Origin of the sequence: Streptomyces sp. NPDC057616 (assembly GCF_042800575.1) — a bacterium.
Taxonomy (GTDB): Bacteria; Actinomycetota; Actinomycetes; order Streptomycetales; family Streptomycetaceae; genus Streptomyces.
Genome location: NZ_JBHVGU010000005.1, coordinates 221,585 through 236,259 on the forward strand (window position 1 = coordinate 221,585; position 14,675 = coordinate 236,259).

Annotated in this window: 13 protein-coding genes; 8 read left to right on the forward strand and 5 right to left on the reverse strand. The window is 73.0% G+C overall.

Annotated elements, in window-relative coordinates; all coding sequences use genetic code 11:
• Positions 1–17 precede the first annotated feature (17 nt).
• Positions 18–902: a succinate--CoA ligase subunit alpha gene (gene sucD / locus ACFU97_RS08115; RefSeq protein ID WP_384252439.1), complete on the forward strand. Its 885-nt coding sequence runs from the start codon at positions 18–20 to the stop codon at positions 900–902.
• A 62-nt stretch (positions 903–964) separates the two neighbouring features.
• Here sucD and ACFU97_RS08120 read toward each other — a convergent pair whose 3' ends face one another.
• Positions 965–2,050, reverse strand: coding sequence for a helix-turn-helix domain-containing protein (locus ACFU97_RS08120; RefSeq protein ID WP_384252441.1), 1,086 nt, complete (start codon positions 2,048–2,050; stop codon positions 965–967).
• A gap of 96 nt (positions 2,051–2,146) precedes the next feature.
• Between ACFU97_RS08120 and ACFU97_RS08125 the strand changes: the two genes are divergently transcribed.
• A complete protein-coding gene (locus tag ACFU97_RS08125; protein WP_384252444.1) occupies positions 2,147–4,147 on the forward strand; it encodes a DUF6350 family protein in 2,001 nt (666 codons plus the stop codon).
• 18 nt (positions 4,148–4,165) lie between these two features.
• Here ACFU97_RS08125 and ACFU97_RS08130 read toward each other — a convergent pair whose 3' ends face one another.
• Complete coding sequence (locus tag ACFU97_RS08130; RefSeq protein WP_384252446.1) at positions 4,166–4,939, reverse strand: hypothetical protein; 774 nt, start codon at positions 4,937–4,939, stop codon at positions 4,166–4,168.
• Between the two features lie 276 nt (positions 4,940–5,215).
• Between ACFU97_RS08130 and purN the strand changes: the two genes are divergently transcribed.
• Together purN and purH are read left to right on the forward strand one after the other, a co-directional pair.
• A complete protein-coding gene (gene purN / locus ACFU97_RS08135; protein WP_384252448.1) occupies positions 5,216–5,845 on the forward strand; it encodes a phosphoribosylglycinamide formyltransferase in 630 nt (209 codons plus the stop codon).
• On the forward strand, positions 5,842–7,404 hold the full coding sequence (gene purH, locus ACFU97_RS08140) for a bifunctional phosphoribosylaminoimidazolecarboxamide formyltransferase/IMP cyclohydrolase (RefSeq protein WP_384252451.1): 1,563 nt from the start codon (positions 5,842–5,844) through the stop codon (positions 7,402–7,404). Before purN ends, purH begins: the two co-directional genes overlap by 4 nt.
• Positions 7,405–7,530: 126 nt before the next feature.
• Here the strand turns inward: purH and ACFU97_RS08145 are convergent, their stop codons facing one another.
• The 3 genes from ACFU97_RS08145 to ACFU97_RS08155 form a co-directional block, all read right to left on the reverse strand.
• Entirely contained in the window at positions 7,531–9,081 is a 1,551-nt protein-coding gene (locus tag ACFU97_RS08145) for a protein kinase (protein ID WP_384252453.1), read from the reverse strand.
• Positions 9,078–9,824, reverse strand: coding sequence for an FHA domain-containing protein (locus ACFU97_RS08150; RefSeq protein WP_384252456.1), 747 nt, complete (start codon positions 9,822–9,824; stop codon positions 9,078–9,080). The genes ACFU97_RS08145 and ACFU97_RS08150 overlap by 4 nt, the downstream gene beginning before the upstream one ends.
• A 153-nt stretch (positions 9,825–9,977) precedes the next feature.
• The gene (locus ACFU97_RS08155; protein ID WP_384252459.1) at positions 9,978–10,544 is read right to left on the reverse strand and encodes a hypothetical protein; all 567 of its coding nucleotides are present in this window, start codon (positions 10,542–10,544) and stop codon (positions 9,978–9,980) included.
• A gap of 272 nt (positions 10,545–10,816) precedes the next feature.
• Here ACFU97_RS08155 and ACFU97_RS08160 point away from each other — a divergent pair, with 272 nt between their 5' ends.
• From ACFU97_RS08160 to ACFU97_RS08175, 4 genes are all read left to right on the forward strand, one after another.
• A complete protein-coding gene (locus ACFU97_RS08160) occupies positions 10,817–11,671 on the forward strand; it encodes a bifunctional methylenetetrahydrofolate dehydrogenase/methenyltetrahydrofolate cyclohydrolase (RefSeq protein WP_384252461.1) in 855 nt (284 codons plus the stop codon).
• On the forward strand, positions 11,661–12,146 hold the full coding sequence (locus ACFU97_RS08165) for a DUF3017 domain-containing protein (protein WP_384252463.1): 486 nt from the start codon (positions 11,661–11,663) through the stop codon (positions 12,144–12,146). Before ACFU97_RS08160 ends, ACFU97_RS08165 begins: the two co-directional genes overlap by 11 nt.
• Before the next feature lie 283 nt (positions 12,147–12,429).
• Positions 12,430–12,888: a helix-turn-helix domain-containing protein gene (locus ACFU97_RS08170; RefSeq protein ID WP_384252466.1), complete on the forward strand. Its 459-nt coding sequence runs from the start codon at positions 12,430–12,432 to the stop codon at positions 12,886–12,888.
• A 241-nt stretch (positions 12,889–13,129) separates the two neighbouring features.
• Positions 13,130–14,377: a helix-turn-helix domain-containing protein gene (locus tag ACFU97_RS08175; RefSeq protein WP_384252468.1), complete on the forward strand. Its 1,248-nt coding sequence runs from the start codon at positions 13,130–13,132 to the stop codon at positions 14,375–14,377.
• The last annotated feature ends 298 nt before the right edge of the window (positions 14,378–14,675 follow it).

The window sequence follows — 14,675 nt, forward strand, 5'->3', positions numbered from 1 at the left end:
GACGAGGACACACAGCCATGGCTATCTTCCTCAACAAGGACTCCAAGGTCATCGTCCAGGGCATGACCGGCTCCACGGGCATGAAGCACACCAAGCTCATGCTCGGCGACGGCACGAACATCGTCGGTGGCGTGAACCCCCGCAAGGCGGGCACCTCCGTCGACTTCGACGGCACCGAGATCCCGGTCTTCGGCACGGTCGCCGAGGCCATGGAGAAGACGGGCGCGAACGTATCCGTCCTCTTCGTACCGCCGGCCTTCTCCAAGGCCGCCGTCGTCGAGGCCATCGACGCCGAGATCCCGCTCGCGGTCGTCATCACCGAGGGCATCGCCGTCCACGACTCGGCCGCGTTCTACGCGTACGCCGTGGCCAAGGGCAACAAGACCCGGATCATCGGCCCGAACTGCCCCGGCCTCATCACGCCGGGCCAGTCGAACGCCGGCATCATCCCGGGCGACATCACCAAGCCGGGCCGCATCGGCCTGGTCTCGAAGTCCGGCACGCTGACGTACCAGATGATGTACGAGCTGCGTGACATCGGCTTCTCCTCCGCCGTCGGCATCGGTGGCGACCCGGTCATCGGCACCACCCACATCGACGCGCTCGCCGCGTTCGAGGCCGACCCCGACACCGACCTGATCGTGATGATCGGTGAGATCGGCGGCGACGCCGAGGAGCGGGCCGCGGCCTTCATCAAGGAGAACGTGACCAAGCCGGTCGTCGGCTACGTCGCGGGCTTCACCGCGCCCGAGGGCAAGACCATGGGCCACGCCGGCGCCATCGTCTCCGGCTCCTCCGGCACGGCCGCCGCCAAGAAGGAGGCCCTCGAGGCCGCCGGCGTCAAGGTCGGCAAGACGCCGACCGAGACCGCCAAGCTGGCGCGCGCCATCCTGGCCGGCTGAACAGCCGCCTCCTGGTTGCCCGTCGACGGGCCCGCTCCCTTCCGGGGGCGGGCCCGTCCGCGTCACCGGAAGACCGGAACCAGCCGCTCGGGCCCGTGCGCCGCGGCCTGGCGCAGCTTCGTCCTCAGCTGCGTCTCCTCGTGCGACAGCGGCCCGAGCGCCACCCGCGGCGGCACCCCCTGCACCCGTTCGCCGGCGGGCACCGGCGGCTCGTAGTGCGTCGGGGCCGTGCGCAGGGTGAACGTCGTCGCCCCGATCAGCGCCACCGTGAAGGCGATGGCGGCCCGCGTCCAGAACAGCGACCTGCGCTCGCCGCCCGTCCGCACCGCCGGCGGCCTGGGCGCGTTCAGCCGCTCCGCGGAGGCCACTTCGGCCAGCCGCCGGTGCAGCACCGACGGATCGGCCAGCTCGGGCAGGTGCCTGGCGATCACTTCACGCGCGTGCAGCAGCCGCCCGGCCGCCGCGGGCGTGCTCGCCTCCGTCTCGGCCGCCGTCTCGGGCAGGTCGAGCCCGACGCCGTCGTAGAGCAGCAGCGTCCGCCGGTACGGCGGCGGCAGCTTCAGGAGCACGTCCAGCAGCGCGCGGTCGTGCGCGTCCGGCGGGGGCGGCTCGGGGTGCCGGTGGCGCGGGCGGAAGCGGTGCCAGGGGGAGAGCGCGTACTCGTACGCCGCCGCCCGCACCCATCCCGCGGGGTCCCGGTCCACGGCCACCTCGGGCCAGCGCTGCCAGGCGAGCTGGAAGGCCCGCTCGACCGACTCGCGCGCCAGCTCGCGCCGCCCGCACAGCAGGTACGCCTGGCGTACGAGGGCGGGGGCGCAGAACGCGTAGAGCGCGTCGAAGGACTGAGCGGCCGTCAGGGGAGCCGCGGCCGGAGCGGGTTCGGGGGCCGGCGCGGGTTCGGGGGCCGCGGGGCGCTTCTCCAGACAGACCGTCACCTTGACCTCGCCGCCGGAGAGTTCGGCCAGCAGGGCGACGTAGGCCTCGCGCTTGCGGCCGCGCGGGGTGGTGCGGCCGGACTCCCAGGCGTCCACGGTCCTGCTGGGGATGCGCAGCCGCTCGGCGAGCTGAGCCTGCGTCAGCGAGCCCGCCTCGCGCAGGCGTCGGCGTTCCGTGGGCGGGGGCAGTGGGCTCGCGGGGTTCGGCGTCACGGTGCGCCCTTTCGAACGATAAAGAACATAAACGTATATTGGGCGACACTTCCGGGGTTTGCCTGTTACGACGAGAAAGCGCGTGTCGTTGGGAGCATGGCGGGCGTGATCCAGACGACCGCTCGCCGACCTCCGTTGTCGTCCCTGCCCGCCCGGCTGCGCGACCGCTCGCCGGGGCTGGCCGCCGGCCTGGTCGGCGGTGTCCTGGCCGCCGGACTGGGGCTCGGGTCGTTCGCCGTGCTCGTGGTGGTGATGTGGATCAGCTCGCCGTACCCCGACAGCGGACCGGGCGGCTCGCTGCACGTCGCGGCGGCGCTGTGGCTGCTGGCGCACGGCGCCGAGCTGATCCGCACCGAGACCCTCTCCGGAGTCCCCGCGCCCGTGGGCGTCACCCCGCTGATGCTGCTCGCGCTGCCCGTGTGGCTGGTGCACCGGGCGGCGCGGGACGCGGTGGAGGGCGGCGAGGAGGACGGGCCGCTCGGCTCCGGCGGCGTGGTGTGGACGGGCGTCGTCCTCGGCTACCTCGGCGTCGGCCTGGCCGCCGCCGTGTACGCCTCGGGCGGTGAGCTGCGGCCCAGCTGGGAGTGGACCGTGGTCAGCGTGCCGGTGCTCGTCATGGGTGCGGCGGCGAGCGGGGTGTGGGCCGCGTACGGGCGGCCGCTCGAGGTGGTCGACGGCGTGCCGAGACTGGTGCCGGCCGGACACCCCCTGCTCACGTCGGACGGCCGTGCGCGCCTGGCCACGGCGGCGCGGGCCGCGGGCGCGGGCACGGCCGTGCTCGTCGGGGGCGGGGCGCTGCTGGTCGCCGCCTCCCTGCTGTGGCACGGCGAGGCGGCGCAGGCGGCGTTCCGGCAGCTCACGGAGGGCTGGTCGGGCCGGGTCGCCGTGCTGCTCCTGTGCGTGGCGCTGGTGCCGAACGCGGCGGTGTGGGCGGCGGCGTACGCCCTTGGACCGGGCTTCGTGCTGGGTGCGGGGCATCTGGTGGGGCCGCTGTCCTCGGCGCCGGCTCCGCTGCTGCCGCCGTTCCCGCTGCTGGCCGCTGTGCCGGACGCCGGGACCGGGGCGTGGGTGAACTGGGCGTCGGGCGGGGTGCCACTGCTGTCCGCGCTGACCGTGGGCTGGTTCGTGGGCCGCGCCGAGCCGTCCGGCGCCCGGCGCACCGCCGGGACCGCTGTGCTGGCGGCGCTGCTGAGCGCGGTCGCCACGGCCCTGCTCACCGGACTGGCGGGCGGCCCGCTCGGCGTCGCGGAGCTGGCCCGGTTCGGGCCGGTGTGGTGGCAGACGGGCGCCGCGGCGCTGGTGTGGACGGCGGCCGTGGCGGTGCCGGCGGCGCTGGCGCGGTGGGCCTGGGGATGCCGCAGCCGCCGGCGGGCGGCCGAGCGGCGGAGCCGGACGAAGAAGACCGTGGAGCTGAGGATCAAGGAGCCGAGGACCGTGGACCCGAAGACGGTGGACCCGAAGACCGTGGATCCGAAGACCGTGGATCCGAAGAGTGTGGGGCCGAAGATCGTGGCGCCCAAAGGCGGAGAGGCCGCGGCGCCGGCGCCGGCGCCCGTGCGCGGCGGCCGGGTCCGGCGGACGGTCACGTCGGTCGCGGCGTGGTTCGGTTTCCAGAAGGCGGCCGGCCAGGAGACTCCCGGCCAGGAGGAGCGGGCGACGGCGGGAGCGGCGGTGAAGCCGCCGGCCGTGCCCTACGACCAGGGAGACGTGTACGGTCCGCTGAGCGAGAGGGACGAGACGCCCTACGACTTCCTGCCCGCCGAACCGTTCCCCGCGCCGCCCGCTCCCCGCCGCGACGACACCAGCCGCGAGGCCCGGGAGGCCCGCTGGGCGGAGCTGGAGGCGCGCTGGGCGGCGCTCAAGCAGGAGTCGGCGCTGTCACGCACGCAGGAGACGCTCAAGGCACCGCAAGTCCCCACTGCACCGGAGCCACCGGCCACGCCGGCCGCACCGGACGTGGCGAAGACTTCGGACGCACCCAAGATCTCAGACGCACCCAGGACCTCGGACGCACCCAGGACCTCGGACGCACCCGAGAACTCGGACGAACCGAAGGCCCCTGACACCGACGTCCCGGACGCGGACGACCGGCCCTGACGCCGTCCGGCCCGCCCGTCAGGGGTTGGTGCCCAGCAGCCCTCGCAGCTCCTTCGGCAGCAGGTCGCTGCAGGACTGCTTCGCCTGGTTGGTGAGGGCGTCGTTGGTGCAGGAGTAGTAGTCGCTGTAGACCAGCTGGGCCGTGAAGGTCGCGGCGACCAGGGCGAGGGCCAGCGAGGCCGTCACCAGGCCGGTCACCGCCGCCGTCGTCTGGGGGCGGCCGGCCGCCGGGTCGTGCGAGGACTCCTTGGCGCCGGTCTTGGCGCGCAGAGCGCTCACGCCCCAGTACAGGGCGAGGGCGCCGAGCAGCAGGGCCACGTAGGGCCAGCTGAAGAGGGCGAAGAAGAAGGCCCACATGCCGCACAGCAGGGCGTAGCGCGCGCGGCGCTGGGCGGGGTCCGACGGGTCCCAGCGCATCCCCTGGCCCGGGGTGTTGCCGCCCTGGCCCTCGGGTCCGGCCGGCGGACGGCCGGGCCGGTCGCCGAAGCCGCCGGGGGAGCGGCCCGGCTGGCGGTCGCTCCACTGGCTGCCCCACGGGGAGCTGCCGTCGCCGTCAGATCCGTCTCCGCCGGCCGGCCGGCGTGGCCGCCACGGCTGGTCGGGCGTGCCCTCCGGCGGCGGCGCGAAGGGGTTGTCCTCGTCCTGGCCGCCGCCGTCCTTCTTGCCGTCCTTGCGGTCGGAGGGCGCGTCGGGCGGAGAGGCGGGGCGCTCCCGCAGCAGCACGCCGCGGCGCTCCCCTCCCTGCACCTGCTGCGGCGGGAGCGTGAGGAGTCGCAGGCTGCGGTCCGGCATCAAGTGAGCGTCTTCCCCTAGGTATACGGCGTTGATCAGGCGTTCGTACGGCCGTCTTGCGTGAGTCTTCCCTCAGGGAAACGCACCGCACGACGACCACGTTCCCGACGGAGCTCTCCCAGACGCTACCTTCCGGCCACGCCCCCGTCCCGTGGGGGCCGTCCGGAGTGCCGGTATCGTTGCTGACGTTCGGCCGCTTCGTAGACTTCCCCGTATCCCGGGGCCCGAAGCATTCGTACGACCGTACAAACGCTCCTTCGAGAAAGGGCCCCACCCGTGGCCGCCAAGCCCGTGGTCAAGCGCCTCGTCGTGCTGGTCTCCGGATCCGGTACCAATCTGCAGGCGCTCCTCGACGAGATCGGGGCCGCCGGCGCCGAGGCCTACGGCGCCGAGATCGTGGCCGTCGGCGCCGACCGTGAGGGCATCGAAGGGCTCGCGCGCGCGGAGCGTGCGGGGCTGGCGACCTTCGTCTGCCGGGTGAAGGACTTCGGCAGCCGCAAGGAGTGGGACGCGCGCCTCGCCGAGGCCGTCGCCGCGTACGAGCCCGACCTCGTGGTCTCCGCCGGATTCATGAAGATCGTGGGGGAGGAGTTCCTCGCACGCTTCGGCGGGCGGTTCGTGAACACCCACCCCGCCCTGCTGCCCAGTTTTCCCGGAGCCCACGGTGTGCGGGACGCGCTCGCGTACGGCGCCAGGGTCACCGGATGCACCGTCCACTTCGTCGACGACGGCGTCGACACCGGGCCGATCATCGCGCAGGGCGTGGTGGAGGTCAGGGACGAGGACGACGAGAGCGCTCTGCACGAGCGCATCAAGGAAGTCGAGCGAAGGCTGCTCGTCGATGTCGTGGGGCGGCTCGCCCGCAACGGCTATCGCATTGAGGGACGAAAGGTAGTTATCCAGTGACCGCCGAGAGCAACAAGCGGCCCCTTCGCAGGGCGCTCGTCAGCGTCTACGACAAGACCGGCCTGGAGGAGCTCGCCCGCGGGCTGCACGAGGCAGGCGTGGAACTCGTCTCCACCGGCTCCACCGCAGCGAAGATCGCCGCCGCCGGCGTCCCGGTCACCAAGGTCGAGGAGCTCACCGGCTTCCCCGAGTGCCTGGACGGCCGCGTCAAGACCCTGCACCCCAAGGTGCACGCGGGCATCCTCGCCGACCTGCGGCTGGAGAGCCACCGCGAGCAGCTGGCCGAGCTGGGCGTCGAGCCCTTCGACCTCGTCGTCGTGAACCTCTACCCGTTCCGCGAGACCGTCGCCTCCGGCGCCTCGCCCGACGAGTGCGTCGAGCAGATCGACATCGGTGGTCCCTCGATGGTGCGCGCCGCCGCCAAGAACCACCCGTCGGTCGCCGTCGTCACCAGCCCGGCGCGGTACGGGGACGTCCTCGCCGCGGCCGAGGCCGGCGGCTTCGACCTCGCCACCCGCAAGCGGCTGGCCGCGGAGGCCTTCCGGCACACGGCCGAGTACGACATCGCCGTGTCCTCCTGGTTCGCCTCCTCCTACGCGCCCGCCGACGACTCGCAGTTCCCCGACTTCACGGCGAGCAGCCTGGAGCGCGCCCACACGCTGCGCTACGGCGAGAACCCGCACCAGCCGGCCGCGCTCTACACCTCGGGCACGGGCGGTCTGGCCGAGGCCGAGCAGCTGCACGGCAAGGAGATGTCGTACAACAACTACACGGACACGGACGCCGCGCGCCGTGCCGCGTACGACCACGACGAGCCGTGCGTCGCGATCATCAAGCACGCCAACCCCTGCGGCATCGCGGTCGGCGCGGACGTCGCCGAGGCGCACCGCAAGGCGCACGCCTGCGACCCGCTGTCGGCGTTCGGCGGCGTCATCGCCGTCAACCGCCCGGTGAGCAAGGAGATGGCGGAGCAGGTCGCCGAGATCTTCACCGAGGTCATCGTCGCGCCCGACTACGAGGACGGCGCGCTGGAGGCCCTCGCCAGGAAGAAGAACATCCGCGTGCTGCGCGCCCCGGGCCGTCCCGACGCCCCGGTCGAGGTCAAGCCGATCGACGGCGGCGCCCTCCTTCAGGTCACCGACCGCCTTCAGGCCGAGGGCGACGACCCGGCCAACTGGACGCTGGCGACCGGCGAGGCGCTCACCGCGGACGAGCTCGCGGAGCTCGCCTTCGCCTGGAAGGCCTGCCGCGCCGTCAAGTCCAACGCGATCCTGCTCGCCAAGGACGGCGCCTCGGTCGGCGTCGGCATGGGCCAGGTCAACCGCGTCGACTCCGCGAAGCTCGCCGTCGAGCGGGCCGGCGCCGAGCGCGCCCAGGGCTCGTACGCCGCCTCGGACGCGTTCTTCCCCTTCCCCGACGGCCTGGAGATCCTGACCGGCGCCGGCGTGAAGGCCGTCGTCCAGCCGGGCGGCTCGGTCCGTGACGAACTGGTCGTCGAGGCCGCGAAGAAGGCCGGCGTCACGATGTACTTCACCGGGACGCGCCACTTCTTCCACTGACATCCGGATCGCACCGGCCCGGACACGACGCGGCCTCCGGCCCTCCCCCGAGGGAGCCGGAGGCCGCGGTCGTGCGTACCACCGTGCCGCCGCCCGTCCGCGCGCGCTACCTCGGACCTCTCAGGGTCACTTTCCGCCCGCGGGGGCGTACTCCTTGAGGTAGTGGGCGACGCGGGTGGCGTAGTCGCGGTACTTCGGGGGAACACCACCCGCGGCGTTCACCTTCTTGTACGAGGTCCGGTAAGCGGCGGCGAGCAGCACGCGGCGGTCGCCCGGCAGGGAGGTGTGCAGCAGGGGCTCCATGAAGCACAGGTAGCGGCCCATGGCGGGGATGGACACGGCCGGGGACAGCGGCGGCGTGGGCGTCGCCGAGGCGGGCACGCCGTCGGAGCGGATCCACCAGCGCAGCACGCCCGGCGTCCAGCGGGCGATGCCGTACTCGCCGCCGTCCACGGAGGGATCGGAGACGTTCGGATCGAAGTCGCTCTCCACCTTCAGCATCGCCGCGATCAGCACCGGGGAGACCTCCCGCTGGAGGCAGTCGTGGGCCGAGTCGACGATGAGGCGGCGGTAGCGCACCGGGATGCCCTTGTCCGTACGGAGTTCGGCGGCGCCGTAGGCGGCGGTGCCGGTGGCGGTCTCGGCCTCCCGCCCGCCCGAGTCGGCCCAGCTGCTGATGCCGTAGCCGAGCCCCGCCACGGCCACCGTCGCCAGCGCGGAGGCCAGCGCCACGGCGCCGCGGCGCCGGCGCGGGAGCAGGGCCCTGGGCAGCCGCGGCGAGCGGCCCGTGCCGGCCGCCCGCTCGACCCGCCGCAGCAGCGCGTCGGTGCCGACCCGGTCCGCGTGCGTGCGGGCCAGGCAGTCCCGCACGATCTCCCGCCAGGCGTCGGGGAGTTCGGGCGACAGCCGCAGCTCGTCGGTACCGCGGGCGTAGGCCACGGCCGCGTCGCGGCGGGCCGTCGGGGTGCCGCCGGGCAGCGGGAAGGAGCCGGTCAGCACCAGATGGGCCAGCACGCCGAAGGCCCACACGTCGGCCGACGGGCGGATGCGGCGGCCCCGTTCGCCGATCTCCGCCCAGAGCAGCTCCGGCGGGGTGTAGTCCGGCGTGGAGAAGGCGGGCGTGTACGCGTGCGTCCCCTCCAGCTCCGCGGCCATGTTGAAGTCGGCCAGCCGTGCCGAACCGTCCTTCATCAGCAGCACGTTGGCGGGCTTGAGGTCGCCGTGCACCCAGCCGGCGCGGTGCAGCTGGGCCAGGCCCTCGCAGATCTGCGCGAGCAGCGCGGGCCCCGCCTCGGGCCGGGGCGAGCGGTCGAGCAGCGCGCCGAGCGACCCCTTTGCCCTCTCCAGGACGAGGACGGTGGCGCCGTCGAGGGCGGGGCGCTCCTGGTCGTCGACGACCAGTGTCTCGTACATCCTGATCAGCCGCGGCTGCTTCAGCCGGCGGTGCAACTCGACCTCGCGGTCGATGAGTTCACGCAGGTGCGTGAGCTGGCGGGGGGTGCCGGTGCCGGTGGGCAGGAACTTGAGGGCGGCCGTGCGGGGCAGGCCGGCCGCCGCGTCGCCGACGCGCCGGCCCTCGTACACGCTCCCGAAGGCGCCCGTCGCGATCGGCTCCCGGACCTCCCAGGCGCCCACCCGGTACCCCTTGGGCACCGGCACGGCATACGACTCGGTCACCGGGCCGCCCGGCCCGAGCGTGCCGCCGCCAGCACGATCAGGTCGTCCTCGCGCACCAGGTCGAAGCGGAGCGCGAGCGAGACGAGCGACTCCTTCTTGCCGTTCAGGCGCGGGCCGGTGTCGGCCTCCTCCGGGCCGGGCTTCAGGCGCAGCTTCACGGCGAGGTAGTCGATGTTCCACTGCACCGAAGTGCGCGACGCGCTCGGCCAGTTCGGGCGCAGCCGGTCGACGACCTGGTCCACCGTGGGCAGTGGCGCGTGCGGCCGGCCGCGCAGCCGCGGCTCGCACAGGGCGGCCAGCACCGCGAAGTAGCGCTTGGTGCGGTCGACGGAGAAGGCGGGCGCGGTGGTGGCGCCGTCGAGCCCGCCCTCGGCGTGCAGGTAGTCGTGGCGCGGCGCCCACACCTCGAGGGGCAGCAGGTCGCCCGCCGCCGGCAGCACGATCCGGGAGAACTCGAAGGGGACGGGGGCGTCCAGCCGGCCCGGCCCGACCTTGATGTGCTCCCCGGCGCCCTCCGGGTTCTCCACGACGTACGTCTGCTCGCGGCTGAGGTTGCTCAGTATCCAGAAGGCGCCCTGCGCGGTGATCTCACCGGCTCTTCTGGACACGCCCTCGTGCGGGATCGGCACGTCGACGTCGTGCGCCGAGCGTCCGAAGGTGAGGCGCTCGCCGGGGGCGAGCCGGAACTGGGTGCGGTGGCGTTCCTCCGTGGTCGGCGGAGGTACCACGATGATGCTGTACAAGGTGCGTCTCCCCGTGCCTGCAGCTATCCCCGTCAGGGTAGGGCGACGCGCGCGGGCCGTGTCCCCCTCATACGGGTGAGACACGGCCCGGGGCGATTTATTGGCGCGAACTGTTCAGTGCGGCGCGCGTGTTGGTGCGGTGGTGCGGGACGTTCAGTAGCGCGGGCGGTTGAACCAGGCGGCGCCGTTGGCGTTGCCCACGAACACGGCGACCAGAATGGCCAGCACCGTGTGGATGAGGCCCACCACGAGGAACGGGTAGATGCCGAGGATCGCGGTGATGATGGCGAAGACCAGGGTGGTGATCCGGACGCCGTTGCCACCGGTGTTGAACTTCACCGCCAGCACGATCGCGAACACCGCCCAGGCCACGGCGAACGCCGCGAAGCCCCACAGCATGCCGGACGAGTAGTCGGCCAGCTGCTGGAAGGCGGCGTCGTCCTTGAGCTTGTCGTCGTTCTTGGCGGCGTTGACGCTCGCGGCACCGAACGCGAACAGGGCCACACCGAGGACCTGCAGGCCGACGATGACCCACAGCATCACGCGGGCCGCGCTCACCGTGCCGGGCATCGACGTCATCACCGGGCCGCCGCCGTAGGGGCCGACCGGGGGCGCCGCCGGGTAGCCGTAGCCCGGCGCCTGCGGCTGCTGCGGGTAGCCGTACCCCGGCTGCTGGCCCTGAGGGGGGCCGTAGGGATTGTTCGGGTCGCCGAAACTCATGGCGGGTCTTCCTCCGTCGGGTCCAAGTGCGGGGACGACGCGCGGCTCCGTGCGGAGGAAATTCTCGAAGTGCGCTCGATCCCCCCGATGAGCTGCCCGCGGCACTATCACGCCATCGTTCTTCACCGCTGACTTGCTTGTCCAGCGGGAAGCCATATGTGTTGTGCAAGTGCAACATCCGTGATCTTGGCCGGATACGGACGGTGGTGTGACGGACGGGCCGGTGGCCCCCTGATTGGAACCGCGAGGCGGTCATCCGCGAGGATGGGGGTATGACCGCCCAGATTCTCGATGGCAAGGCCACCGCAGCCGCGATCAAGTCCGATCTGACCGCCCGCGTGGCGGCGCTGAAGGAGAAGGGCGTCACGCCCGGCCTCGGCACCATCCTCGTCGGGGACGACCCCGGCAGCCAGAAGTACGTAGCCGGCAAGCACCGCGACTGCGCGCAGGTCGGCATCGCCTCCATCCAGCGCGAACTGCCCGCCACGGCCACGCAGGAGGAGATCGAGGCGGTCGTCCGCGAGCTCAACGAGGACCCGGCGTGCACCGGTTACATCGTCCAGCTCCCGCTGCCCAAGGGCATCGACGAGAACCGCATCCTGGAACTCATGGACCCGGACAAGGACGCGGACGGCCTGCACCCGATGAACCTCGGCCGCCTCGTCCTCAACGAGCCGGCCCCGCTGCCCTGCACCCCCAACGGCGTCCTGACCCTGCTGCGCCGCTACGGCGTGGAGATCAAGGGCGCCGAGGTCGTGGTCGTCGGCCGCGGTGTCACCATCGGCCGCCCGATGCCGCTGCTGCTGACCCGCCGCAGCGAGAACGCGACCGTGACCCAGTGCCACACCGGCACCCGCGACCTCTCGTCGCACCTCAAGCGCGCGGACATCATCGTCGCGGCGGCGGGCTCGGCCCATCTGATCCGGCCCGAGGACGTCAAGCCGGGCGCGGCCGTCCTCGACGTCGGCGTCTCGCGCAGCGCCGAGGGCAAGATCGTGGGCGACGTCCACCCGGGCGTCGCCGAGGTCGCCGGCTGGATCTCGCCGAACCCCGGCGGCGTCGGCCCGATGACCCGCGCGCAACTGCTCGTCAACGTGGTCGAGGCGGCGGAGCGCAGTGCCGGCTGAGGCGAAGGACCCCCAGGAGCAGGCGGAGGAGACCGTGCGAGACGCGATCAGCGCTCCTGACGCGACGGGACACCCGCGGCGTACCACGCGCCGCTTCCCGCTGTTCACGAGGGACACCGCGCGCCCCGAGGGCGGCGGCCGGGCGGCGCCCTCGGACGCCCCCGCCCCCGCACGGCAGTGGCCGATCCTCGCCGTCTGCGGCGTGGTCGGCCTCGGCCTGCTCCTGACGGCGCTCGACCTCTTCCGCTACGGCACCCTGCTGATCGGCCTGGCCCTGGTGGGCGGTGCCGTGCTGCGCTGGGTCATGCCGGGCGTCGGCATGCTCGCCGTGCGCTCCCGCTTCACGGACATCGTCACCTACGGCGTCCTCGGCCTGGTGATCGTGCTGCTGGCGATGATGGTGCAGCCGAACCCGTGGCTGCAGATCCCGTTCCTGAAGGACACCCTGCACTTCACGGTCAGCAGCGGCGGCTGACGCCGGCACCGGCCGGCACACGACGGCACCGGCCCGCCCTCTCCCCCGAGCAAGGACGGACCGGCGCCGGGATCCACCCTCCTGCACGGAGAACTGCCTGTTCAACGGCTGTCAGAGCGCTGTGGCACGGAGGTGACCGTTCCGCAACGCGGGAACCATCGACGGGCCCGCGTCGTCACCTGCTCAGACCGGACATCGAACCGGACATCGAACCGGACATCGAACCGGACATCGAACCGGACATCGAACCGGACGACGGAGACAAACGCGGTGGAGGTGGGCGATGGGCGGCTGGCAGCCGCTGCCGGACGATCTGCCGTCGGAGGTGCGGCACTTCGTGGAGCAACTGCGGCTCCTGAAGGACCGTACGGGGCTCAGCCTCGTCGCTCTCGGCGCCCGTACCGCGTACAGCAAGTCCTCGTGGCACCGCTATCTCAACGCCACCCAGCCGCCGCCCCGGCAGGCCGTCGCCGCCCTGTGCAGGATCGCGGGCCTGGACGAGACCGACGCCGAGCGGTACGTCGTGCGCTGGGAACTGGCCGTCCAGGCCTGGCCGCGCCCGGCGAAACCCGCCGGTGAGGAGAGCGCGCCCGAGTACGAGGACGACCCCACCCTGCCCTGGTGGGACACCCCCGAGGAGGACGCCGGCCGCAGACCCGTCGGCATGGTCCTGCTCTACTTCGCGCTGCTCCTCGTCCTCATGCTGCTGATCCTGCTGGTCGCCGCCGTCGTCCTCGGCTGAACCGGGCGTCCGGGCACCCGGCGGGGGTCGCCGGTGGGACACTGGACCCCGGCCGGGTCGGCGTGCGACGGTGCATGCCGAGCGGCGCGAACGCTCCCGTGCGCCCCCATCCCGGGAACTGAGATCCTTGTCGGGCGCATCCCTGTGGGTAGCCAGAACGGGCACCACGCACGGGGGAGTCGCGAGGTAGACCAGCACGAACCGGGGGGAAGAGGGGGAAGCAATGCCTCGTTGGAGGGCCTTGCCGGACGAACTCGATCCGCAGGTCAGGGAGTTCGCGAGCCAGCTGCGGCGGCTCGTGGACCGCAGCGGCCTGAGCATCGCGGCGGTGGCCGACCGTACGGGCTACAGCAAGACGTCGTGGGAGCGTTATCTGAACGGCCGGCTGCTCGCGCCGAAGGGCGCGATCGTGGCGCTGGCCGAGGTCACGGGCACCAATCCGGTCCATCTGACGACCATGTGGGAACTCGCCGAACGCGCCTGGAGCCGTTCGGAGATGCGCCACGACATGACCATGGAGGCCATCCGCATATCCCAGGCGCGCGCCGCGCTCAGCGAGTTCGGGGCGCCGCCGCCCAACGCCAAGGGCGGCAGGTCGGCCCGCAAGTCCGGTCCCGCGACGGCGACGCCCGGGGTGGCGGGGCCGGCGGGAGTGGCTCCGTCGGTGCCCGCGCAGCCTGCGGCGCCCGCACAGCCGTCGGTGCCGTCCCAGCCGGCGGCGCCGGACGCCCACGACGCACGTGATGCCCGCGACGCCCGCGACCCGGAGGCCTCCTCCTCGCAGGCGAGTTCGTCCGGCACCAACTCGTGGCGGCTGGCCGGTTACAAGGGTCCGTCGCAGGCGGGCGGCCAGGTTCCGGGAGCCACCGGAGTGCCGGGGACCCCGGCCGTGGCGCCGTCCGCGGACGGTCCCGGCTGGACGCCGGGGACGCCCAGTCCGTTCGGTGAGCCGCCGCAGGGCACGCGGCCCGGCCCGGACCCCTCCGCCGGAGGGGGCAGGCGGCGGCTGACGATGTTCCTCGCGGGCGTCGTCGGCGTGCTGGTCGTGATCGCGGCCGTCTTCTTCCTCACCGACAACGGCGGGGGCAAGAAGAACGAGGGCGGCGGCAAGCCGTCCCCGTCGGCGAGCAAGCAGACCGACCTGCCGCCCGGGGTGAAGTGCGCGGGCGCCTCCTGCACCGGCAAGGACGCGGAGGCCATGGGCTGCACCAAGGACACCGCCGCGGTGACCACCGCCAAGACCGCGGTGGTCGGTTCGACCACGCTCGAGGTGCGCTACAGCAAGACGTGCGGCGCGGCGTGGGGCCGTATCACCCAGGCCGCACAAGGGGATTCGGTGCAGGTGAGCGCGGGCTCCGCCAAGGAGAACGACAGCATCACCGCGACCGGCGACACCATCGCCTACACCCCGATGGTCGCCGTGAAGGACGCGGGCGACGCCAAGGCCTGCGCCACGCTGGCGTCGGGTCAGAAGGGGTGCACCCCGTAACAGGCCGCGCGGCAGGGCCGCGGGGCAGAGGGGGGCGGCCGCCCGTCCGGGAGAGGAGAGACTGCGACGGCCGCCGTTGGGGGGTACCGACCGTGCCGGACTCCCGTGGGGGTACGGTTCGCGTGCCCGGGATGGGGGCGGGTATTCCTGCCAGCCGGGAATTCTTCGTACCGGCCCCGCTCTGTGGGGTGGGCCACAGGGGGCCGGGCATCCGGGATGACGGATGCGCGATAGCCTGACCGGTGGATCTCTCTTGATACCAAGAGATCGATCATTTGTACGTCCGTCCGCACCCCAG

What these genes read in the sequence shown, in the direction of transcription:
- sucD (WP_384252439.1), top strand. Translation starts at nt 18, where the DNA reads ATGGCTATCTTCCTCAACAAGGACTCCAAGGTCATCGTCCAGGGCATG.
- ACFU97_RS08125 (WP_384252444.1), top strand. Translation starts at nt 2,147, where the DNA reads ATGGCGGGCGTGATCCAGACGACCGCTCGCCGACCTCCGTTGTCGTCC.
- ACFU97_RS08130 (WP_384252446.1), bottom strand. Translation starts at nt 4,939, where the DNA reads ATGCCGGACCGCAGCCTGCGACTCCTCACGCTCCCGCCGCAGCAGGTG.
- ACFU97_RS08155 (WP_384252459.1), bottom strand. Translation starts at nt 10,544, where the DNA reads ATGAGTTTCGGCGACCCGAACAATCCCTACGGCCCCCCTCAGGGCCAG.
- ACFU97_RS08160 (WP_384252461.1), top strand. Translation starts at nt 10,817, where the DNA reads ATGACCGCCCAGATTCTCGATGGCAAGGCCACCGCAGCCGCGATCAAG.
- ACFU97_RS08170 (WP_384252466.1), top strand. Translation starts at nt 12,430, where the DNA reads ATGGGCGGCTGGCAGCCGCTGCCGGACGATCTGCCGTCGGAGGTGCGG.